General features: G+C 42.3%; 17 protein-coding genes. 12 read left to right on the top strand and 5 right to left on the bottom strand.

Going from position 1 to position 21,810, the window contains the following annotated elements; translation table 11 throughout:
- Nucleotides 1-175: 175 nt before the first annotated feature.
- Both LLW17_RS15905 and clpB read right to left on the bottom strand, forming a co-directional pair.
- Nucleotides 176-676: a restriction endonuclease gene (locus LLW17_RS15905; protein ID WP_228231277.1), complete on the bottom strand. Its 501-nt coding sequence runs from the start codon at nucleotides 674-676 to the stop codon at nucleotides 176-178.
- A gap of 163 nt (nucleotides 677-839) precedes the next feature.
- Nucleotides 840-3,443, bottom strand: coding sequence for an ATP-dependent chaperone ClpB (gene clpB / locus LLW17_RS15900; RefSeq protein ID WP_228231276.1), 2,604 nt, complete (start codon nucleotides 3,441-3,443; stop codon nucleotides 840-842).
- Between the two features lie 230 nt (nucleotides 3,444-3,673).
- Between clpB and ytxJ the strand changes: the two genes are divergently transcribed.
- Complete coding sequence (ytxJ, locus tag LLW17_RS15895) at nucleotides 3,674-4,066, top strand: bacillithiol system redox-active protein YtxJ (RefSeq protein ID WP_228231275.1); 393 nt, start codon at nucleotides 3,674-3,676, stop codon at nucleotides 4,064-4,066.
- 216 nt (nucleotides 4,067-4,282) lie between these two features.
- On the opposite strand, the gene LLW17_RS15890 is transcribed toward ytxJ, so the two are convergent.
- Nucleotides 4,283-6,730 (bottom strand): TonB-dependent receptor, encoded by a 2,448-nt coding sequence (locus LLW17_RS15890; RefSeq protein WP_228231274.1) that lies wholly within the window; start codon nucleotides 6,728-6,730, stop codon nucleotides 4,283-4,285.
- A 781-nt stretch (nucleotides 6,731-7,511) separates the two neighbouring features.
- Here LLW17_RS15890 and LLW17_RS15885 point away from each other — a divergent pair.
- Nucleotides 7,512-7,874 carry a CoA-binding protein gene (locus LLW17_RS15885; RefSeq protein WP_228231273.1) on the top strand — a complete coding sequence of 121 codons (363 nt, stop codon included), beginning with the start codon at nucleotides 7,512-7,514 and terminating at the stop codon, nucleotides 7,872-7,874.
- Here LLW17_RS15885 and LLW17_RS15880 read toward each other — a convergent pair.
- Complete coding sequence (locus LLW17_RS15880) at nucleotides 7,845-9,290, bottom strand: sodium:solute symporter (RefSeq protein WP_228231272.1); 1,446 nt, start codon at nucleotides 9,288-9,290, stop codon at nucleotides 7,845-7,847. The two genes, LLW17_RS15885 and LLW17_RS15880, sit on opposite strands and share 30 nt — an antisense overlap.
- Before the next feature lie 154 nt (nucleotides 9,291-9,444).
- Here LLW17_RS15880 and LLW17_RS15875 point away from each other — a divergent pair, with 154 nt between their 5' ends.
- The 4 genes from LLW17_RS15875 (at nucleotide 9,445) to LLW17_RS15860 (ending at nucleotide 12,354) form a co-directional block, all read left to right on the top strand.
- Entirely contained in the window at nucleotides 9,445-9,675 is a 231-nt protein-coding gene (locus tag LLW17_RS15875) for a DUF8828 family protein (RefSeq protein WP_228231271.1), read from the top strand.
- On the top strand, nucleotides 9,676-10,248 hold the full coding sequence (locus tag LLW17_RS15870) for a phosphatase PAP2 family protein (protein ID WP_228231270.1): 573 nt from the start codon (nucleotides 9,676-9,678) through the stop codon (nucleotides 10,246-10,248).
- Nucleotides 10,249-10,325: 77 nt separating this feature from the next.
- Nucleotides 10,326-11,270 carry an NAD-dependent epimerase/dehydratase family protein gene (locus tag LLW17_RS15865; RefSeq protein WP_228231269.1) on the top strand — a complete coding sequence of 315 codons (945 nt, stop codon included), beginning with the start codon at nucleotides 10,326-10,328 and terminating at the stop codon, nucleotides 11,268-11,270.
- Between the two features lie 73 nt (nucleotides 11,271-11,343).
- Nucleotides 11,344-12,354, top strand: coding sequence for a DUF5005 domain-containing protein (locus LLW17_RS15860; protein ID WP_228231268.1), 1,011 nt, complete (start codon nucleotides 11,344-11,346; stop codon nucleotides 12,352-12,354).
- Between the two features lie 4 nt (nucleotides 12,355-12,358).
- On the opposite strand, the gene meaB is transcribed toward LLW17_RS15860, so the two are convergent.
- Nucleotides 12,359-13,408 (bottom strand): methylmalonyl Co-A mutase-associated GTPase MeaB, encoded by a 1,050-nt coding sequence (gene meaB, locus LLW17_RS15855; RefSeq protein ID WP_228231267.1) that lies wholly within the window; start codon nucleotides 13,406-13,408, stop codon nucleotides 12,359-12,361.
- 734 nt (nucleotides 13,409-14,142) lie between these two features.
- Here meaB and LLW17_RS15850 point away from each other — a divergent pair.
- The 6 genes from LLW17_RS15850 (at nucleotide 14,143) to LLW17_RS15825 (ending at nucleotide 21,761) form a co-directional block, all read left to right on the top strand.
- Nucleotides 14,143-14,571: an organic hydroperoxide resistance protein gene (locus LLW17_RS15850; RefSeq protein ID WP_262909008.1), complete on the top strand. Its 429-nt coding sequence runs from the start codon at nucleotides 14,143-14,145 to the stop codon at nucleotides 14,569-14,571.
- 305 nt (nucleotides 14,572-14,876) lie between these two features.
- Nucleotides 14,877-15,368 (top strand): RNA polymerase sigma factor, encoded by a 492-nt coding sequence (locus tag LLW17_RS15845; protein WP_228231266.1) that lies wholly within the window; start codon nucleotides 14,877-14,879, stop codon nucleotides 15,366-15,368.
- Nucleotides 15,352-15,951 (top strand): hypothetical protein, encoded by a 600-nt coding sequence (locus LLW17_RS15840; protein WP_228231265.1) that lies wholly within the window; start codon nucleotides 15,352-15,354, stop codon nucleotides 15,949-15,951. The genes LLW17_RS15845 and LLW17_RS15840 overlap by 17 nt, the downstream gene beginning before the upstream one ends.
- Nucleotide 15,952: 1 nt before the next feature.
- A complete protein-coding gene (locus tag LLW17_RS15835; RefSeq protein ID WP_228231264.1) occupies nucleotides 15,953-17,677 on the top strand; it encodes a DUF4097 family beta strand repeat-containing protein in 1,725 nt (574 codons plus the stop codon).
- Between the two features lie 117 nt (nucleotides 17,678-17,794).
- A complete protein-coding gene (locus tag LLW17_RS15830) occupies nucleotides 17,795-18,484 on the top strand; it encodes a peptidoglycan DD-metalloendopeptidase family protein (RefSeq protein WP_228231263.1) in 690 nt (229 codons plus the stop codon).
- 280 nt (nucleotides 18,485-18,764) lie between these two features.
- On the top strand, nucleotides 18,765-21,761 hold the full coding sequence (locus LLW17_RS15825) for a SusC/RagA family TonB-linked outer membrane protein (RefSeq protein WP_350355217.1): 2,997 nt from the start codon (nucleotides 18,765-18,767) through the stop codon (nucleotides 21,759-21,761).
- Nucleotides 21,762-21,810: the final 49 nt, after the last annotated feature.

Genomic DNA, 21,810 nt, shown 5'->3' with positions numbered 1-21,810 from the left:
ATCTATACCAACAATTAAAAACGTATTTTAGTTATTACAATACAAAAAGAAGGCATCAGGGAATAGAAAACGAAATACCGCTGGTAAAGTATTTAAACAAACAACAAAAAGCAGCTTAGTCAATATAGCCGGAACTTAATTTAAGCTGAAAACTGCCCTACAAATGGGGGGATGCTCATATAGTACTTTCACTTCTTCCTCTTATTGCATTATTATATATAATATCTAAAACAGATGCACTAGTTATCCATAATTTAAAATTTTGTTCAACGACATCTTGATTATTTTTATTAGATAAAAAATGATTTAAATCCTCTTTACCGAATATGTCAGATTCATAAATTATATATGGATCAAAAATCTTTTTTATTTTTTGTTTGTCAAGGCGAGATAATTCTTTTGATGTAATCAAGATATAACGCGAAGGCTTAAGCTTAGCAACTTTAATAACTTCCTCATTTTTCAACTTAGAAAAAAGTTTACTAAGTGGTGTCTTAGTATAATGTTTGCATTGTAAAATTCCTTCCCTATTTTTTCCAAGCCAGAATCTACCGTCTACCCCTCCATCTCTTCCAGGCTTGAAAGTTTCAACACGTTGATTTAATATTTTGGTAATGATCGAAGCTCCTAAAAGTTCAAACTCTCTATCATTTAGTTTTGAGTAATCGTATTGCATAAAGCTAAAGTTTCCAATAAGCTATAAATCTACCCTTTTTTGATACTCAACACCCAGAAAATCAACGGGTCTTATCAATGAAGTTATCAACGTAGCATTTAGTTAATAAAAACCCCGACCACTTTTATGTGATCGGGGTTTGTAGTTAAATACTTAGTGCTCTTCAGTCGTTGCTCACCAGATCGTTTTGATTGCGAAACACGAGTTCGTCATCAAAGGCATCGAGTAAAATGATGCTGTCTGTGGTTACTTTACCGCTCAAAATCTCTTTAGAAAGCTGGTTGAGCACTTCTTTTTGAATGGTACGTTTTACCGGCCGTGCGCCAAACTCAGGCTGGAAACCGCGGTCTGCCAGGTACGCGATGGCATCGGTCGTGGCATCAAGGGTAATGCCCTGTTTGGCCAGCATACGTGTCACGCCTTTAAGCTGCAGGCTTACTACCTTCTCGATATCTTTTCGCGTTAGCGGGGCAAACATCACAATATCGTCTATACGGTTTATAAATTCAGGCCGTATGGTTTGTTTCAGCATACCCAGTACTTCTACCTTGGCGCCTTCCATCGCAGTCTCAGGATCTTTGATGGTTTCAAATTTCTCCTGTATGATGTGACTACCCATATTTGAGGTCATAATGATGATGGTATTCTTAAAGTCAGCCAGGCGGCCTTTATTGTCTGTAAGTCTGCCTTCATCAAGCACCTGTAATAAAATATTAAAGGTATCGGGATGCGCTTTTTCGATCTCATCAAGCAAAATAACGCTGTAGGGCTTGCGGCGTACGGCTTCGGTAAGCTGACCGCCCTCGTCATAACCCACATATCCCGGAGGCGCACCTACCAGACGGCTCACGCTGTGACGCTCCTGGTACTCACTCATATCAATACGGGTGATGTTGTTTTCGTCGTCAAACAGGTATTCGGCCAGAGCTTTGGCGAGTTCGGTTTTACCAACCCCGGTTGTACCTAAGAACAGGAACGAACCAATAGGCCGTTTCTGATCCTGCAAGCCGGCGCGGCTACGGCGTACCGCATCACTCACCGCGATAATGGCTTCCTGCTGGCCTACCACACGTTTGTGCAGGTCGGTCTCCAGGTGCAGCAATTTCTCGCGCTCGCTTTGCAGCATTTTGGTCACGGGGATACCGGTCCATTTGGCCACCACTTCGGCAATGTCTTCGCTGGTCACTTCCTCTTTAATCAGGCTGTTATCACCCTGATTGGCCAGTTGCTGCTGTAATTTTTCAAGCTCCTCCTGAGCCTGTTTGATTTTGCCATAGCGCAACTCGGCTACCAGACCGTAATTGCCTTCGCGTTCGGCACGCTCGGCTTCCAGCTTAAAGTTTTCGATATCCTGCTTGGCGTTCTGGATGTTGTCAACCAGTTCTTTTTCGCTTTTCCACTTGGCGTTGATCTCGTTGCGCTCTTCTTTAAGATTAGCCAGATCGGCGTGTAAAGACTTGAGTTTAGTCTCGTCTTTTTCGCGCTTAATGGCTTCAATCTCAATCTCCAATTGCATAATCTTACGATCAAGCACATCGAGTTCTTCGGGCTTGGAGTTGATTTCCATTCGCATTTTAGAAGCTGCCTCGTCCATCAGGTCAATCGCTTTATCGGGTAAAAAGCGGTTGGTGATGTAGCGTTGCGAAAGCTCTACAGCTGCGATGATCGCGTTGTCTTTGATACGCACCTTGTGATGGGTCTCATACTTTTCTTTGATCCCTCGTAAAATGGAAATCGCAGATTCAGTATCCGGCTCAAAAACGCTCACTTTCTGGAAGCGTCGCTCCAAAGCTTTATCCTGCTCAAAGTACTTCTGATACTCGTCTAGGGTAGTGGCACCAATAGCGCGTAACTCACCGCGGGCCAGTGCAGGCTTGAGTATGTTTGCGCCATCCATCGCGCCCTGACCGCCACCGGCACCCACAAGGGTGTGAATCTCGTCTATAAAGAGAACGATATCCCCGGCTGCTGTGGTTACTTCCTTTATAACCGCTTTAAGTCGCTCTTCAAACTCCCCTTTATACTTGGCGCCTGCAATCAGCGCACCCATATCAAGCGCCCAGATTTGCTTTTCCTGAAGGTTTTCGGGCACGTCGCCGTCTATGATACGGTGTGCCAGACCTTCGGCAATCGCGGTTTTACCGGTACCGGGTTCACCCACGAGAATCGGGTTGTTTTTGGTACGGCGTGATAAAATCTGCAAAATGCGGCGAATCTCCTCATCACGGCCAATTACCGGATCGAGCTTGCCGTCGCGGGCCAGCTGGTTAAGGTTTTTGGCGTATTTGCTAAGCGAATTGTAGGTTTCCTCAGCGCTTTGTGAAGTCACACGGTCGCCTTTACGCAATTCTTCTATTGCCGCTTTCAGGTGTTTCTCGGTAACGCCCTGATCTTTTAAAATCTGCGCGATCTTGCTGCTTGATTTAAAGATGGCTAAAAAGAGATGCTCTAACGAAACGTACTCATCATTCATGGTTTTGGCGATGTTACCGGCTTCGGTTACCGTTTTACCGGCATCGCGAGACAGCATAATATCGCCGCCGCTTACCTTGGGAAAGCTGGCAAGCGTACTTTCTAAAATCTGCTTGAGCAGATTGACATTCACATCCAGTTTCTGAAGCAGAAACGGCGTAACGTTCTCATCAACCTTAAGAATGGCTTTAAAAATATGCTCATTCTCAATTTGCTGATGGCCATAGCCCTGTGCAAGCGCCTGGGCCTGCTGTATGGCTTCCTGTGATTTTATAGTGAAATTATTAAAGTTCATCGTATTTCTGTTTTTCCCTGTTCGGGATTGATTTCCGTTGTTTGGGTATGCATTGGCAATTAACATACCAGTAAAAATAACCGACGTTTCGGCAGTTAACCTGTACTGTTTAACTGTCTTTTCGTCAGGTTAACCTTGGGATTCCCTTAATAGCATAGCCCGCAATCTTTCCTTAAATTTACAACGTCCTGAACACAGCAGGCGTTAAATGAATTTTAAAAAGAACGGAAATGGGATTTTTTGACAAGTTTAAAAGTGCACGAGACGTAGCCAAAGAAGAAATAAAAGAGATGAAGTGGATTCCCTTAGAGCGTATGAACCAGCTTGATGAGATTGTGGAAATTTCAAAGGCGGTTCCCGTGGTGATTTTTAAACACAGTACCACTTGCGGGATCAGTCGTATGGCTTTGCGGGGATTTGAAAAGAATTACGATTACGATAAAAAACAGCTGGAACCTTATTTTCTGGATCTGAAACAGTACCGCGAGATCAGCAATGCGATCGCCGATCGTTTCAACGTGCAGCACGAGAGTCCGCAACTGCTGCTCATTAAAAACGGAACGGTTACTTATCACACCTCACATTCGGATATTGATGCCGGGATTTTGAGCGAAAAGATTTAAGGTTAATAACCTGTCTAAATTAAAAAGGCCGAAGTGAAAACTTCGGCCTTTTGTTTTGATTGTTTTTTGATAGATGTTTAAAAAAAGGCTAATTCAAATAAACAAACCGTAGAAAAAGACAATCTTTAAAAGCGATTTTGTAAATCGTTAGAACAAATTTAAGAAAAATTATTTATTAAATGTAAACTTTACATTAAAAATTAGTTAGCTTAACTGTTAAAACATTCCCCCTCCGGATGCTTCATTATCATCCCGTTGCTTACGGCGTTTTGCGCGGTACTTGCTGTCGCCAAAACGGTAGTTGAAACCGGCGTAAATGGTGTTGCTTTCCCAGTTAAACTGTCCCTGTATCAAATACGGGCTGCTTCCGGTGAAGCGGGCTTTCATCGTATTAAATATGTCGTTGTAGTTTAAACTGATGGTTCCCTTGCCTTCCCAGATGGAGTAGCGCGCGCCCACATTGGTCATAAACATGGATTTATTTCTAAACTGAATCCCTGCCTGCGGCCCGCGGAACATCGCAAAAGCCGTAAGGGTGAGCTGCTTGGTCGCATTAAAATTGTTGATCACCCGGGCGTTGTACACCGTGTTTTCTACCTCTTCAGAAGTCTGAATGATGTCTTCTGCCGTGGGGTTTTCAATATTAGGATCCAGCATTTCGGTGATACCCGTTTGGGTCTGGTTAAAGAGATCAAAACTCGCGTTGATGCTCCACCAGTCAAAAGCTTTAATGTTACTGCTCAGTTCAAAACCGTAAGCGGTGGTTGAGTCAAAGTTGTCCTGAGTAAGCACCATACGGTCCAGATTGAAACGGTCAACAAATACCGCCTGGTTGATCTGGTCTTCAATGATGCGGTAGAAGACACCGGCAGTAAAGCTTCCTTTTTCAAAGCTTCGGGTATAGTTGGCCTCCAGCGAATTGGTAAACTGCGGCAGCAGAGTCACATTTCCGTATTCGGTAACTAATGGCGAACTCCACTCACGAATGGGATTTACCTGCCCTACACCGGGGCGGTCAATACGGCGGCTGTAGCTTAGCTGATACTGGTTTTTTTCCGAAGGATTAAAGGTTACATAAGCCGAAGGATAGACTTCAAAATAGTCATTGGTAAAGGCACGAACACTATTGGTGTCTGCCACTTCATTTACCTGCTCTGCGCGTAAACCGGCCTGATACGACCATTTTTCGTAATTCTTGCCGTAGGTCACATAAGCTGAATAAATGTTTCGGCTGTAGTCAAACTGGGTGTCCGGAGTAGGAACGAGGTTTCCTTCGGCATTAAAAGACTCGCCGGTACTGCTGTAACCGATATCGGTATTAAATAAAATGGTCTGTAACCCCACTTCCAGCTTTTCGCTTTCGCTTAGCGGATTCACATAATCCAGATTCAGCGTGGTGCGATTGCGTTTGGTATCTACAAAATCTTCGTAGTCAGACAGGGGAGTGGTGCCCGTAAAGTCAAAAAAGGTGTCTTCTTTTGCGTCAAAGGTGTTGAAATCGGCTTCAAACTCGATGTTATGACCTTCTTTTTCAAAGTCAAGCTTGTAGTCAAAATTGTACTGCTGTGAGTAATTGTCCATATCTGCGCCAAAATCCTGCATCAGGTTACGGCTCATAGCATCGGCATACACAATATTGATGTTTCCGCCCGGCTCGCCTTTAAAGCTGTTTTGCGAGGTAAAGACACTAATGGTGTTTTTTTCATTCAAATACACATCAAGACCTACCTTAAGCAGGTGTGAGTTTTGGTCGTTGAGCATATCAAAAAACTGGGTTGAGTTATCGCCTTCGCGAAAAATAGTCCCGTAGTTAGCATTCTTAGAGATGGTATTGCTGTAGTTAGAATACAGATTGAATTTACCGTTGCGGTAATTCAGGTTTAAACCGCTGTTGAACTGGGCGTTTTTTTCATAGGAAACTCCGGCGCTAACGTCCCCGTTAAAGCCCACATTGGCGTTTTTGTGCAGTACAATATTGATGATTCCGCTCATTCCATCGGGATTATACTTCGCGGAAGGATTGGTGATCAGTTCAATTTTTTTGATGGAGTTAGACGGAAGCTGCTTCAACAACTGGTCTGGAGCGATGTTAGACAATTTACCGTCTACCATCACCTGCACGTTGCTGTTGCCGCGCAGGGTAAGCGCTCCCGATTGCTGATCGAGACTCACCGAAGGGATGTTGTTCATAATATCTGCGGCAGTCGCGCCCGCGGTGGTCAGGTCTTTACCAATATTGATGACCTTTCGGTCTATCTTCTGCTCAATCGTGGTGCGCTCTGCAACCACATTAACCGCATCCAGTTCGGCAGGCACAGCGTCCATATTGATGTTTCCGAAATTAGTCTCGCGGTGATCGCGGTCTACCAGAAGTTCGCGGGTTACGGGCTCATAACCTATAAACTGAACCTTTACGGTATAGGAACCTTCGGGAATTTTGGTGATTTCAAAAACACCATCATCGTTGGTGATACCGCCTGTAAGGGTTTCGCCGGTGCCGGTCATAATGACTACGGTAGCGTAGGGGATGGGTTGATTAAGCTGGGTATCAATCACGACTCCTGAAACGGAGCCGGTGATAACTTCTGCGGCTTTGGGTTGGGCAAATGCAGCAAAACTAAATAATACAAAAAGTAGGCTAAGCAGCCTGTGGTTAGATTTCATAACTGTTTGATTTTTGATTGATGTTAAAACATAATACTTTGTATTGCATAATAGCTAAACCAAAGTATCCCGTGATTAGCGGTTTATTAAAAGACGTTCGTGTTGGATTTCTGTTACAGTAAAAACTAAATTTATTTTAAAATCAATCCTGTCTTAAGCAGGAAGCCAACCATCAAAAGTATTTTTCTTTTTACTTCCTCTGCAATTTTGTAGTGAAGGGTCAATACGAAAACATTCGAATTAGTGAACATCTAGTTTCTAAATCACGTTCTTTACTTTTCTTTGATTGTCCAAAGAAAAGTAACAAAAGAAAGGACACTTTTTCTAAGGCATTTTTGCCTTATCAGGCAAAACCGCAAAAACTCCCCTAAATTTTCTCCAAGACTTCGAAAATTTTTAACGAGGACTTCTTGCTATGCTGAAGAAAAAGAAGGCTAAGGAAGAAACAAATTCCATCATTCAAATTAATTTTTCAGTATTATGATTTTCAGGTGATTACTTAGATGAACAAAAAAAATCAGGAAACTTTTGTTTCAAAATAAAAAACCCGGGACCGCTAAATCCCGGGTTTTCAAGTTTGAACGCTAGAAATTAACACTAACCATCAAAACTAATTTATAAACAATTCAAACTTGGAAGTCGACTCCTATTTCATAGACTGACCAACTTTGGCATTGTTACAGCTGCCGGAATCATTTAACGTGTTTTTATGATGCTAGACGGGTTTCAGGCGCATTTTTACGCCTAACTTGACATCCGAAATCGCAAATGCATAGCCTTTATGAAAAAGAAAACCCTTGTTTTAGGTGCCTCAGAAAATCCTTCCCGCTATTCAAATATGGCAATTAACCGGCTTGTGCAAAAGGAGCAGCCTGTGGTGGCCGTGGGTTTACGAGAGGGTAGTGTAGCCGGAGTAGCTATCGATACCGGAAAGCCCGCCTATGAAGATGTGCATACGGTGACGCTCTACCTCAATGCTACGCGACAGGAAGAATACTACGAGTATATTTTAGGCTTAAAGCCGGAACGGGTTATTTTCAATCCGGGCACTGAGAATCCTTTTTTCGCCAAAAAACTTAAGGCTGCGGGTATTGAACCCGATTATGCCTGTACTTTAGTTCTTTTGGGTACGAATAGCTACTAAACCTAAAAAGGTAAGCAACCCATTCAGGATCAGGATAAAAAAGCCGAATTCAAAATTGAGATACTTCAGCGAGAGCAGGCTCAAAACATAGCCCGTTATGGGCGTGAGTATTGCGATTACGGGTACCAAATAGTCCCGCACCTGCCATTTGGTAAACAATCCAAATGCATAAAGTCCCAGTAAAGGCCCATAGGTGTAACCCGCAAAAACAAAGAGTTTGGCGATCACGCTTTCATCGGCAATAAGGTATTTAAAGCCAATAATTACCAGAATCATCACTACCGAAAAGAGGATGTGTATCTTTTTACGCATCGTGATTTGTTTGGCTTTTTCGTATTTCTTTTCAATCTCCAGAATATCGATACTGAATGAAGTTGTTAATGCGGTCAGGGCGCTGTCTGCACTGGAATAGGCGGCAGCGATAAGTCCCAAAATAAAACAAATTGCAATCCCGAAGCCCATTCCTGCTTTGGTGGCAATAAACGGAAACAGATCATCTTTTGAAGCTTCAATCCCGTTGTTGCGTGCGTAGATGGTAAGCAAAACCCCCAGCGCCAGGAAGATGAAATTCACGATGGTTAGCACTATGGTAAACCAAAACATATTCTTCTGGGCATCTTCAAGGCTGCGGCAGGTAAGGTTTTTCTGCATCATATCCTGATCAAGCCCCGTCATTACAATAGCGATAAACGCACCGCTTATAAATTGTTTGAAGAAGAAATCGGCACTCCTCCAGTCGTCAAAAAAGAACATTTGCGACAGCTTGCTGTCTGCTATAAAGTTGAATATAGAGCCGGCATCCAGACCTAAATCGGAAGAGACAAAATAGATGGCCACGCCCAGCGAAACCAGCATAAAAAGGGTTTGCAGGGTGTCTGTCCATACGATTGTTTTAATTCCGCTTTTAAAGGTGTAGAGCCAGATGAGTAAAATAGTAATGGTGACGGTAACCCAAAACGGGATATTCATACTGTCAAACACGAGTAACTGCAGCACATTGGCCACCAGATACAGGCGGAAACTGGCGCCTACCACCCGGCTAAGTATAAAAAAGGAAGCTCCAGTTTTGTAGGAGGCAGGGCCAAAACGCCCCTCGAGATAGGAGTAAATAGAAGTCAGATTGAGGCGGTAATACAGCGGAAGCAGAACCAGCCCGATCACCGCGTAACCCACCGTATAACCCAAAACCACCTGAAAATAGCTAAACTGCGAGGCTTCAACCCATCCCGGAACCGATATAAAGGTCACCCCCGAAAGGGAAGCACCTATCATCCCAAAGGCCACCAGATACCAGGGCGATTGTTTACTGGCCTTAAAAAAGTCTTCGTTAGAGCCACCCTTTCCGGTAAAATACGAAACCAGTACGAGGGTGATAAAATAACCTGCAATGAGTAAAAGTATGGTTGTGGGCTGCATAATTTTCCTGCGTTTTCTCTGGGCAACGAAGATAAGGTATAAAACTTCAATCTGCCGAAGTCGCATAATCTGTAAAGTAAACTTACCTTTGTGGCACTTTTTGATCCGGAAGGTTTTCGAAACAGGCAAACTGCCGGATGTTTAATTGAAACTTATGGAACTTCCTAAATTTATACTGGGCGATAACACCGATTATCCCGAATCTATTTTTGTAATTCATACCGATTTCCCCCGTTTTATCATCGATTTAAAAAACGATGAGGTAGAATGGCTGGAGGATTTTGACAAAAATGACGAAGACGAGTTAGCCTCTGAAGCTGAAAATCTCATTCAGGCGGCAACTGATTTTTACGACCGGGAAGTAGCCCGATACGAAGAAGAATAGATGAACGAGCTTAAGCAACTGGATTATGACCTGTATCTCTGGCTCAATAATTTGGGCTCGGAGACCTGGGATCCTTTTTGGCTTATACTCACCGATAAATGGAGCAGCATCCCGCTTTATGCGGTTTTGCTGTTTTTGATTTTTAAGCGTTTTGGGCTGAAAGGCACTTTATATACGCTGGTTTTTGTAGCCCTGCTCATTACGGCTACAGATCAGTTGGCCAACGTGTTTAAACACGGTTTTGAGCGTTTACGCCCCTGCAGGCAGGAAGGTATTATGGAGCAGGCCCGATTTATTGCGGTACGCTGCGGGAGTTACGGGTATTTTTCGGCTCACGCTGCTAGTTCGATGGCGCTGGCTGTTTTTGTAGGTTTGTTGCTGAAATCCCGTTTCAAATGGGTATTTCCGCTGTTGTTGGTCTGGGCCGTTTTAGTAGGCTACAGCCGCATTTATGTAGGGGTGCACTATCCCGGTGATGTACTTACCGGTTTTGTGATCGGGGCACTGATCGCTGTAGTGGTATTTACGCTGCATCGTTTGGGTTATGCCAAATTTTTTAAAAACGAAGAGTAGTTTTAGGAGTAAACAATACGACTCGATGTCTAAAATGACATGTAAACGGTGTACTTCTACCGAAATAGATTGATTAGATGAAAGCATTAGTTACCGGAGCTGCCGGTTTTATAGGTTCGCATTGTGCCGAACGTCTCAGGGAAATGGATTTTGATGTCGTAGGGATTGATAATTTTTCGCCCTATTACAGTCCTGATCTCAAAGACCGAAACGCCAAATATCTCGAAGAAGCCGGTATTCCGGTTAAGATAGTTGATCTCCGTGAACCGAAGGATTTTAGAATTCTGGATACCGACTTTGATTATATTTTTCACTTTGCGGCGCAGCCGGGTATCGCATCCTCGTCGAGCTTTGAAGATTATTTACTCAACAACCTGGTCGCGACTAAAAACCTGATCGATTTTGCGCTAACCTGCAAAAACCTGAAACTATTTACCAATATTTCGACTTCGTCTATTTACGGTCTTCACGCCACCCTTACGGAGGATGAGGCTCCTGAGCCGGCTTCGTTTTACGGGGTTACCAAACTTGCTGCAGAGCAGTTGGTGCTTTCAAAAACCCGGGAGAAAAAGATGAAAACCTGTTCGTTACGTCTGTTTTCGGTTTATGGGCCAAGGGAGCGCCCGGAAAAGTTGTACACCAAGTTGATAGGCTGCGGTTTTTTTCATCAGGAATTCCCCTTATTTGAAGGCAGTGAAGACCATGTGCGCAGTTTTACTTTTGTAGAGGATATTATTGACGGGGTGGTAAGCGTGATTGGAAAGGAAGAGACTATAAACGGCGAAGTGGTCAATCTGGGGACGGAGCAGGAGCACACCACCGGAGAAGGTATCGCGATTGTCGAAAAGTTGCTGGATACCAAAATCCGTAAGACCAGCGTACCCAAACGCGGGGGCGACCAGATGTTTACCAAAGCGAATATTGACAAGGCACGCCGACTACTCAATTACAATCCTTCAACCACGCTTGAGGAAGGGCTTAAGCAACAAATAGAATGGTATCGTAAGGAGTTTGTAATGTAAAAACTACTTTTTTTGGTATTGTTTTTCTCATTTTAGTTTTAAAATGTATTTTAGACGCTTAAAATTAATTTCGATGAGATTTTCAAGCCTGGGGGTTGTTTTAGCTGTGACCGCATTTAGTTGTAAAAACACTAAAAATTCTGCTGACGAAACAACTGCAGTTGCAGATTCTACCGAAACACAATTCATTACAAACCCAATCACTGACGGGTACTACGCCGATCCTTCAATCGTACAGGCAGATGGTAAATTCTATATTTACGCCACCAAAGATCCCTGGGGAAAGGAAGATCTAGCGGTTTTAGAGTCATCCGATTTTAAAAACTGGGAATTGAAAAGCATCAACTGGCCTACTAAAGAAGCCTGTACCAGTCCTACTTCCGGCGGCTCAATGGTTTGGGCACCTTCGGTGATTCAGGCTAAAAATGGAAAATATTATATGTATGTTTCGGTGGGTAGCGAAGTCTGGGCCGGTGTGGCCGACAGTCCGCTGGGTCCCTGGAAAAATGCTAAAGAAGACAATTCGCCCTTAATCAAAGGGGATTTGTTTCCCGAATATCATATGATAGACGGCGAGGCTTTTATAGATGATGACGGGCAGGCTTATCTGTACTGGGGTTCTGGTCTCAATTGGGTAAACGGGCATTGTTTTGTCGTGAAACTCAAAGAGGATATGATCACTTTTGATGGCGAAATCAAAGATGTGACTCCGGCTAATTATTTTGAAGGACCTATTATGATTAAACGCGATGGTACCTATTACCTGATGTATTCAGACGGAAAGGTGATTGAAGATACTTATAAAGTGCGTTACGCTACCGGTGATAATCCATACGGGCCATTTACCGAAGCTTCAAACAGTCCTATCCTTTCTACCGAAACCGACTCAATCACCTACAGTCCCGGGCATCATACGGTGTTCAATAAAAACGGACAGGATTATATTTTATACCACAGGCATTCTCCAGATTCACCCAATTCTGAGAATTTATTGCGTGAGTTGTGCGTAGACAGTTTAAACTTTACCCCTGATGGTTTGATTAAGGCAGTAAAACCTTCGGGGATTGCAGCTTTTGATAAGTAGAACCTTAATCTTTAGCAAAATTCAGTTCGAGTAAAAACTGTGCTGCCAGAAATGGCGTGGTTTGCCCTGTGTTAATAGCAACAAGTTTTTTTTGTAAGGCTTCCTGAATCTTTGGGTTGTTGTAAAACCGATCTTTCAGTGCGTTTTCAATACTGCTTTTTAGCCAGTAGGCGTTTTGGTTTTTTCGGTTTTCTTCAAAATATCCGGAAGTTTTTACCTGTTCAAAATAGCTTTCTATGAGTTTCCAGATTTCTTCAATACCTTCCCGGTTAAGCGCGCTGCAGAGTTTGGTTTTAGGTTGCCAGCCGCTCACTTTGGGAGGGTAGAGGTGCAGGGCTTTGGCAAAAGCGTTTTTCGCGTGTTTGGCGGCATTGATGTTTTCGCCATCGGCCTTATTGATTACAATACAGTCGGCCATTTCCATAATACCGCGCTTTATGCCCTGTAGTTCGTCACCGGCACCGGCCAGTTTTAGCAATAAAAAGAAATCGGTCATCGCGTGCACGGCAGTTTCGCTCTGACCCACACCTACCGTTTCAATAAAAATAACGTCATAGCCGGCCGCTTCGCAGAGCATAATGGCTTCGCGGGTTTTTCGGGCAACACCACCCAGAGAGTCGCCGGCCGCCGAAGGTCTTATAAAAGCCATTGGGTTTACGGAGAGTTGCTCCATTCGGGTTTTGTCGCCCAGAATACTGCCGTGAGAGACCGAGCTGCTGGGATCTATTGCAAGTACGGCGAGTTTTTTTCCGGCTTTTATGACGTGATTGCCCAAAGCTTCAATAAAGGTGCTTTTGCCTACGCCGGGCACTCCGGTGATCCCGATGCGTACCGACTTGTCAGCGTGCGGAAGGCAGCCTTCCAAAATTTGCTGCGCCAGTTGCTGATGTGCAGAGGCTGTGCTTTCGACCAGTGTAATGGCGCGGCTGAGGGCTGTGGTGTTTCCATTACAAATTTTTGAAATCAGTTCGTCTGCATCCAGCTGTTTTTTTCGCCGGGCGATGAGTTTATCGGCTGCGGTGCTGTCAATATGATTGGGCTTTCCTGACTTCAAGGTGTTTGTATTAATTGGTGTCTAAAGTTACGTGAAATGAAAAATACAATTTAGAAATACGAAATACGAAATACGAAATACGAAATACGAAATACAATAATTAAAGTACCGAGATTAGAAAGTGAGAGGTGAGAAGCAAGAGGTGAGAGGTGAGAGGTGAGAGGTGAAAAGTAGAAAACGATTCAACGTTTCCACGTTTTAATGCTTCCACAAAACATGAAATCTCCGGTTTTGATTCTTAGTTGGTAAGAGGAGAAAAGTAGAAAACAATTCAACGTTTCCACGTTTTAATGCTTCCACAAAATATGCAATCTTCGGTTTTGATTCTTAGTTGGTAAGAGTAGAAAAGTAGAAAACGATTCAACGCTTCCACGGTTTAATGCTTCCGCAAAATATGAAATCTCCGGTTTTGATTTTTAGTTGGTAAGAGGTGAAAAGCAAATAACGATTCAACGTTTTCACGGTTTAACGCTTAAACAAAATATGAAATCTCCGGTTTTGATTCTTATTTGGTGAGAGGTGAAAAGTAGAAAACGATTCAACGTTTCCACGCTTCCACGATTAAACTTTTTAGCAGCTTTAGAAACCCAAAAAACCCGAAACAATACCTGAATTGAACTAATCATAACAATAAAAATAGCCTTCTACTTTTGTGAAATCTTTAAGAATCTAAGATTGATTGCTCGCGGCAGTATTGGTATCTTGACTATCTAATCATACAAAAAATTAGGAATATGAAAGCTTTATATAAAGCCAAGGCAACCGCGACCGGAGGTCGTAATGGTAGCGTTTCAACAGAAGATGGTACACTCGATTTTGATCTGAGCATCCCTAAAGAACTGGGAGGTTCTGGTGGTGACGGGGCTAACCCCGAGCAGTTTTTTGCAGCAGGATATTCGGCCTGTTTTGGCAGTGCTTTGGCACACGTAGCCCGTAGTAAAAAGGTAGATTTAGGCGATTACACCGTAACCGCGACCGTAAAAATTGGTAAAAACAAAGAAGATTTGTTTCAGCTTGCTGTAGTACTGGACTGTTATTTACCGACTGTAGATATCAAGCAGGGTGAAAAACTCGTAAATGAGGCTCACGAGGTATGCCCGTACTCCCGAGCTACCAAAGATAATATTGATGTTACTTTAAACCTGCTCATCGACGAAGACTAGTTTTAAGTATAACAGATCTCCAAAACCGCCTGAAAATTCAGGCGGTTTTTTTTATGTCAAAAGCGATTTGAAAACCAGGGAATTATGCTTTAACTATTTGATAATCTGATGTTGGTTAGTGTTTAAAGTAGGAATGCCAAAAAGCTTTTTAAATTCTATCGAGGTTATTCGAAAAAAAATGTTGCACTTTGCAACGCAGACGAAATCATTTCGTCTTTAAAAAAGGAATTAGCAACTAACCATTTACCATTTTGCAAATTACCGAAATACTTGAGCGATGTAAGCAAAACGACCGGCGCGCACAGATGCAGTTATATAAAAAATATAGCGAAGGTATGTACTATGTGGCGTTTCGGTTTTTAAAAAACTCATTTGAAGCTGAAGAAGCCATGCAGGAGGGTTTTGTAAAGGCGTTTACCAAAATGCACCAGTATAATGGAGAAGTCACTTTTGGTGCCTGGCTCAAACGTATTGTGATCAATAAAAGCATCGATATGCTGAAGGCTAAAAAGCTGGAACTGGTCGCTATGAACGAGCACGTGCTGGGCACGGTAGATGAGCAAAATGACTGGTCTGTAGATGATGGGATCACGATAGATCAAATCAAACAGGCTATTGAAGAGTTGCCCGAACGGTACCGCTATGCCGTGATGCTCTTTTTAATAGAAGGCTACGACCATCAGGAAATATCAGAAATTTTAGAAATCACCGAGGTTGCCTCGCGTACGCTGGTACACCGCGGAAAGAAAAAATTGCAGGAAAAACTTAAAACACAGTACAATGGCACAGGATATTAGAGAATTGCTCAAAAACGACATGAGCATTCCGGCCGAAGGGCTTAAAAAAGGTCACGAAGCCCGCTTCAATGCGCGGCTTGATGCTCATTTTGGCGCGCAAAATAAAGCTAAGGCAGAAGGTTACCTCTGGATGAAAATTGCAGCGGTGCTGGTGGTGCTTATCGCCGTCGCGGGTCTGTTGCTCAATAATCCGCTGAGCAGTGGTGCAGAGGTACAACAAACTACCGAAGCCAATCAGGTAGCAGCAGTTGACGCACAGAAAGTTCAGTTTAGCGACTTTTCGCCCGAATACAAGGAAATAGAAGACCGCTATCTGGCAAGTATTCATATAGAACTTGCGCAGCTTAATGTTACCGAAGATAACAAAGCCGTAGTTGACGCCTTTATGGGGCAGCTTGAGGAGCTCAATAAAGAGTATGATCGCCTTAATGCCGATTTGATAGAAACCGGAGTTAACGATCAAAATATTCAGTCATTGATTAACAACCTGCAACTGCGTCTTGATTTACTGTTTAAACTAAAAGAAAAATTGAATGAATTACAGCAATCTCAAAACAATGAGATTCAAATTAATACCCTATAACATGAAGCTTTATTTAAATGGTTTTGCGCTTGCTTTTGCGGTTTTAGCCGGTTTGCCCAAGCTTTTGGCACAGACTAAAGACCTTAAGCTTGATGAGCGCTTTACAACAGACGCCAATGTCACCATACTCGCAGACACGCAGTATGCCGATGTGGTTTTTGAAGACTGGAATAAAAATGAAGTGGCTGTTGAAGCCTTTGTAGAGTCTGAAAACCTTTCGGAACAGGAAATAAACCAATTGCTTAAAAACTGGCAGGTAAGTGTGCAGGGCAACAGCAAGGTGATACGTATACTAAGCAGCGGTGCTCCGGCAGCAGTTAATGTGGCAATGGGAGATATGCAGGTACGCGGGATTAACGATCTTATTTCGTCTTCCATGCAAATGATGCAGCCGGTTATGCAAAACGTATTTAGCCCCATGCTGGAGCAGTTTGCAGCAGTACAATTGCCGGCAGACCAGTATAAGGCGATGAAAAACATTTCTTTTGACTACGAGGCATACAAGCGCGATGGAGCTAAATACCTGGAGCAGTATAAAAAGAAAATCGAGCAAAATCTGGGAGACGATTTTGATGCGGTGATGAAAAAATGGGAGCGCGACAACAAAAAGAAAATGGAAGCCGGGCAGGGACTAGCAGGAAGCAGTTTGCTTGATATGCCAAAATCTCCTTTCGGTAAGAACATGAGTTTTGACGGAAGCGCCTATGCCAAAGATAAAAAGGCTTATGTGGATGCGATGAATAAAAAATTCGGTACCACTGTAAGTGTGACTGATGTTGACAAATGGCGTAAAGATATAGATTCATGGGGAGCAGACTTTAGCAGAGATATGCAGGCCTGGGGTGAACGTTACGGGAAGCAGTTTGGCGGCTCGGTAGAAAGTTTGGGCGCCCGTTTTGGTAAAGCTTTAGAGAGCGATGTGATGGCGCTGGGTGGAAATATCGATAAAGCCATGCAGGGTTGGAGCGACGATTTTGCTAAAAAGCTTGAGCAAATGGCCGAGCAGCAAGGGGGTAACCTTCAAAAAACCGTAACCCGCGATGCTAACGGTAATATAAGTACCCAAATGACCTACAGCTTCAGCAGTAATGCAGGGCCTGTTGCCGCTAACACAAAACCACGCGGCACCTATAAGCGTAAAATTGTGATATATATGCCCAAAGATGCCAAGCTAGACCTTAATGTGCGTCATGGTAATATCAAGATCGCCGAAGCCACAAATGCGAAGGTAAATCTGTCGCACGGTGATTTTATGGCTGAGACCATTTCGGGAGATAAAACCTTGATCAATGTGGCTTACAGTCCGGTGGATGTGGCTAGTTGGGATTATGGAACCTTGCAGGCGACATACATTAAAAATTGTGTGATAGATAAGGCCAGGAATATTACGGTAAACTCACGTGCCAGCAGTATTGTAATCAACGAACTGGAAGATACCGCAGTGATTTCAGGCAGTTTTAGTGAGCTTTCAATACCTAAACTGGGTAAGAATTTCAAGACCTTAAACATCAATGTAGAAAACAGCGATGTGGTGCTCAACCTGCCCGATTCGCCGTTTCATTTCAACTTTAACGGGGTGCGTAGCAGGCTTAATTATCCTACCCGCATCGATGCTAAAGTGATGGAAGGCTACAACAGCAATATGGTAAACGGTTTTTACAAGTCACGCAATACCGATAGTATGATCGCGATATCCTCTAAGTTTAGCGATATCGTACTTAAATAAAAGAAAGTTTGAAGTTTAGTTTTTAATAGATTAGTTGGTTTTAATCGAATTAACCCGTTCCTGCCAGAACGGGTTTTTTTGTGCGCAGAACAGGACGAGAATTGTATTTTTGCGCTGATGACAAACCTTGATTTTAACAGGAAACTAAGCGCACTCACCACAGGGTTTACGCCCGTGATTGATGCAGCCTATAAGGCAGAAGATTATCGGTTTCTGGATCTTTCGGTTGACAATAGCATTTTAAAAGAGGTAGATACCGCTTCCGCGGAAGCGATACAGCTCTATATAGATGCTTTCCTGTCTAAAACGAATGGTCGCGTGGCTTACGGTGGGTATCTGGAGAAGCGCAGCATCTACGACCGAAGCATTTACTTCAACAATGAAGACCCGCAATTGCGCCGCAACATTCATCTGGGCCTGGATATCTGGTGTCCTGCAGGTACGGCTATTCTGGCTCCGGTGGCCGGAAAGGTACACAGTTTTAAAAACAACAAAAATTACGGAGACTATGGGCCCTGCATCATACTGGAGCACCAGTTTGAAGATTTACAGTTCTACACGCTTTACGGGCATTTGTCCCTCGAATCTTTAGCAAATCTCAAAACCGGTCAGTTTTTTGAAGCCGGTGAGCGCATTGCCTTTTTAGGCGAAACACACGAAAACGGAGATTACGCCCCGCATTTGCATTTCCAAATCGTAAAAGATATGCAGCAAAACGTGGGCGATTATCCGGGAGTTTCCACTCAAAATAATCTTCCGTTTTATTTGGAAAACTGTCCCGATCCGGAGTTGTTGTTGAAAATTTAGTTTTGATGGTCTTTAGGGGCTATCCAAAATAACTTTAATAATATCTACTTTCGGGACGACATTCCCAAGCACTGAATTATATTCAACACTTTGCTCTTTGTGTTGAATATAATGAACTCAAATTCACGTTTCCTGTCTGTTTTTTGAATTTTATTGTTAACATAGTATGAAGTTGTGTTAAGATTTAGTTAAGTCTCTCCTTCCTATCTCTATAATTTTACTCAGTGTTTACAAGCGATAAGCTGTTAAACAATTCAGTAATTCTAAAAATGTCCAACACATGAGTAAAATGCTATTTTATCTATTTCCAACTAACTATTTGCGCTTTGAGAAGCACAAGCTGGTTTTATTAAGCTTTTTTTTGATGGCCACACTATGTTCTTTTTCACAGAAGAATATAAAGGGGACTGTAACAGATGATAAAGGGATGCCTCTACCAGGAGTTACAGTTAAGGAGCAAAACACTTCTAATGGCGCAGTTACTGACTTTGACGGTAATTTTGATTTAACTATCACCCAGACCGATGCGGTATTAATTTTTTCTTTTGTGGGATTTGAAACCCAGGAGGTATCTGTAGGTAATCAAACCAACATTACAGTTTCTTTAAAGGAAAATTTAGAAGCACTATCTGAAGTAGTGGTTATAGGGTATGGAACCCAGAAACGTGCGGATGTTACAAGTGCTGTTGCAAGTGTTAAATCTGATGAATTTATTGAAGGTAATGTGCGCGACGCAGCTCAATTGGTGCAGGGTAAGGTTGCAGGTCTCTCCATTTCTGCACCTTCAGGAGATCCTACTGTTGGCACACAGATTAGATTAAGAGGTATTGCCACTTTAAATGGTAGTTCTGCCCCTTTGATTTTAGTTGATGGTGTTCCGGGAAGTTTGCAAACTGTTGCTCCAGAAGACATTGCATCTATTGATGTATTAAAAGATGGTTCGGCGACGGCTATTTATGGTACAAGAGGTACAAATGGTGTAATTATCATTACCACTAAGAGTGCCGGTAACAATATGCAGCCTACAATTGAATATACCGGTAACGTATCCTTTCAATCCATAAGCAACAAACTTGATTTTCTAAATGCTTCAGAATTGAGGGATAAATATGATGAGGGCTACACGTTTACTGGTGCCAATCTTCAGGATTATGGTTCAGACACAGACTGGCTCGATGAGATAACTCAAAATTCAGTAAGTACTATACATAACGTTTTATTCAGGGGAGGTAATAAAAATTCTAATCTAAGTGCTTCTATTAACTACCGTAATCTGGAAGGTATCTTTATAAATACAAACAATAAAAGATATACCGGTAGAATTGACGTGAATCACGCCATGTTTGATGGTAAGCTTAAAAGTAATTTTAATGTTATAGTAAGTGAGCAGGAATTTTATACCGGTGGCGATGGATATAGTTTTAATCCTTATGTTTTTAGACAGGCCCTAATCCGTAACCCAACAGAGCCTGTAAAGAATGAAGATGGGAGCTGGTTTGAAAGAGATGTATATTTTTATGATAATCCTGTAGCTTATCTTAAAGAAGCAGACGGTCAAAACCGTTATCGCAATATGCGTTTTACCGGAAGCCTCGCTTATTCATTTACTGATGATCTTACGCTTCAAGGATTGTATACCCGAAAAGGGAATTCTAACATACGCGGTTATTACGAGACCAAGAATCACGTTTCTACTACAAAAAATGGAGTGGAAGGTTATGCTTCAAGAGGTACAGATGACTATGTAGGAAATTATGGCCAAATTACTTTGGATTATAAGAAAAACTTTGACCTTCATAAAATTACTGCTCTTGCAGGTTATAACTACGAAGATAATGTCTACGAAGGCTTTTATGCTACTAATCGAAACTTTCCTTCTGATGCCTATACCTATAATAACATTGGCATAGGTCAGGGCTTACCTCTTGGTCAGGCAGGTATGGGAAGTTCTAAAAGCTCTGATAAGCTCATAGCTTTCTTTGGTAGGGTAACCTACAATTATGATGATAAGTATTTGCTTATGGCAAGTTTAAGACATGAAGGATCTTCACGATTTGGAGCAGACAACAAATGGGGGAATTTTCCGGGGATATCTGCCGGATGGCGTATTAATGAGGAAAGCTTCATGGAAAATGTTGATTGGGTTAATAATTTAAAACTGCGAGGCGGATTTGGTGTAACCGGTATAAACGCAGGTAGCTCTTACCAATCTTTAAGTAGTTTAAATTACAGCAATTATTTCTTCTATAATGGTAGATGGATTCGTGAGTTAATACCGGCTAGAAATGCCAACCCGGATTTAAGATGGGAAAAAAAGGAAGAATTTAATATAGGTCTTGATTTTGATCTTTTCGGTGGTATACTTAGCGGAGCTTTAGATTATTACGATCGTCATACAAAAGATGCCTTATATAACTACGATGTGCCCACACCGCCATATCTGTATGGTAGTATAACTGCTAATGTCGCTGAGGTGAGTAACAGTGGTTTTGAAGCATTACTTACAATAAATCCATTTCAAAAGGGAGATTTTAACTGGAATAGTGTCTTTACCTATTCAACAAATACCAACAAATTAGTTTCTCTTTCTAATGACCAATTTCAAACCACTAATGACTTCTTCTATGCAGGTTATACCGGCGAGCCTATTCAAATTGCTACGCATATCGTGGAAGTAGGGGATACTATTGGAAATTTCTACGGTTTAAAGAGTGTTGACATAACCGATGATGGAATTTGGTTAGTTGAGAACGCAGATGGAGAAATAATTCCGGCAACAGAGTCTTCAACAGCAGACAGACAAATACTGGGTAATGGTTTACCAAAGCATTACCTGAGCTGGAATAATACTTTTAATTATAAGAATTGGGATTTAAACATCAACATGCGAGGCGCTTTCGGTTTCCAGATCTTAAACTTTTCAAGAATGTTTTATGAGAATCCAACTATTGGCTATAACGTACTTGACTCTGCTTTTGATGAGGTTTATGGAAAGGCAGTCCTATCTGATGTACAGCGATTTGTGAGCTACTACATCGAAAATGGTGACTATTGGAAAATTGATAACGTAACCCTTGGTTATACTTTTAATACCGAAAAAAGTGATGTTATTAATCGCTTAAGAGTGTTTGCATCAGGACTTAATTTGCTCACAATAACCGGTTATAAAGGTGTAGATCCTGAAGTAAACAGAGATGGTTTGGCACCTGGTAATGATGATCGGGATAAATACCCTACAACGCGAACATTAAGCCTTGGTGTTAATTTAACTTTTTAAAAAAATCATTATGAAATTAAGAAATATAAATACTTCAAGTGCCCTAAGA

Source organism: Leeuwenhoekiella parthenopeia (assembly GCF_020782115.1).
Classification (GTDB): Bacteria; Bacteroidota; Bacteroidia; order Flavobacteriales; family Flavobacteriaceae; genus Leeuwenhoekiella; species Leeuwenhoekiella parthenopeia.
This window is presented reverse-complemented; position numbering and strand designations above follow the sequence as displayed.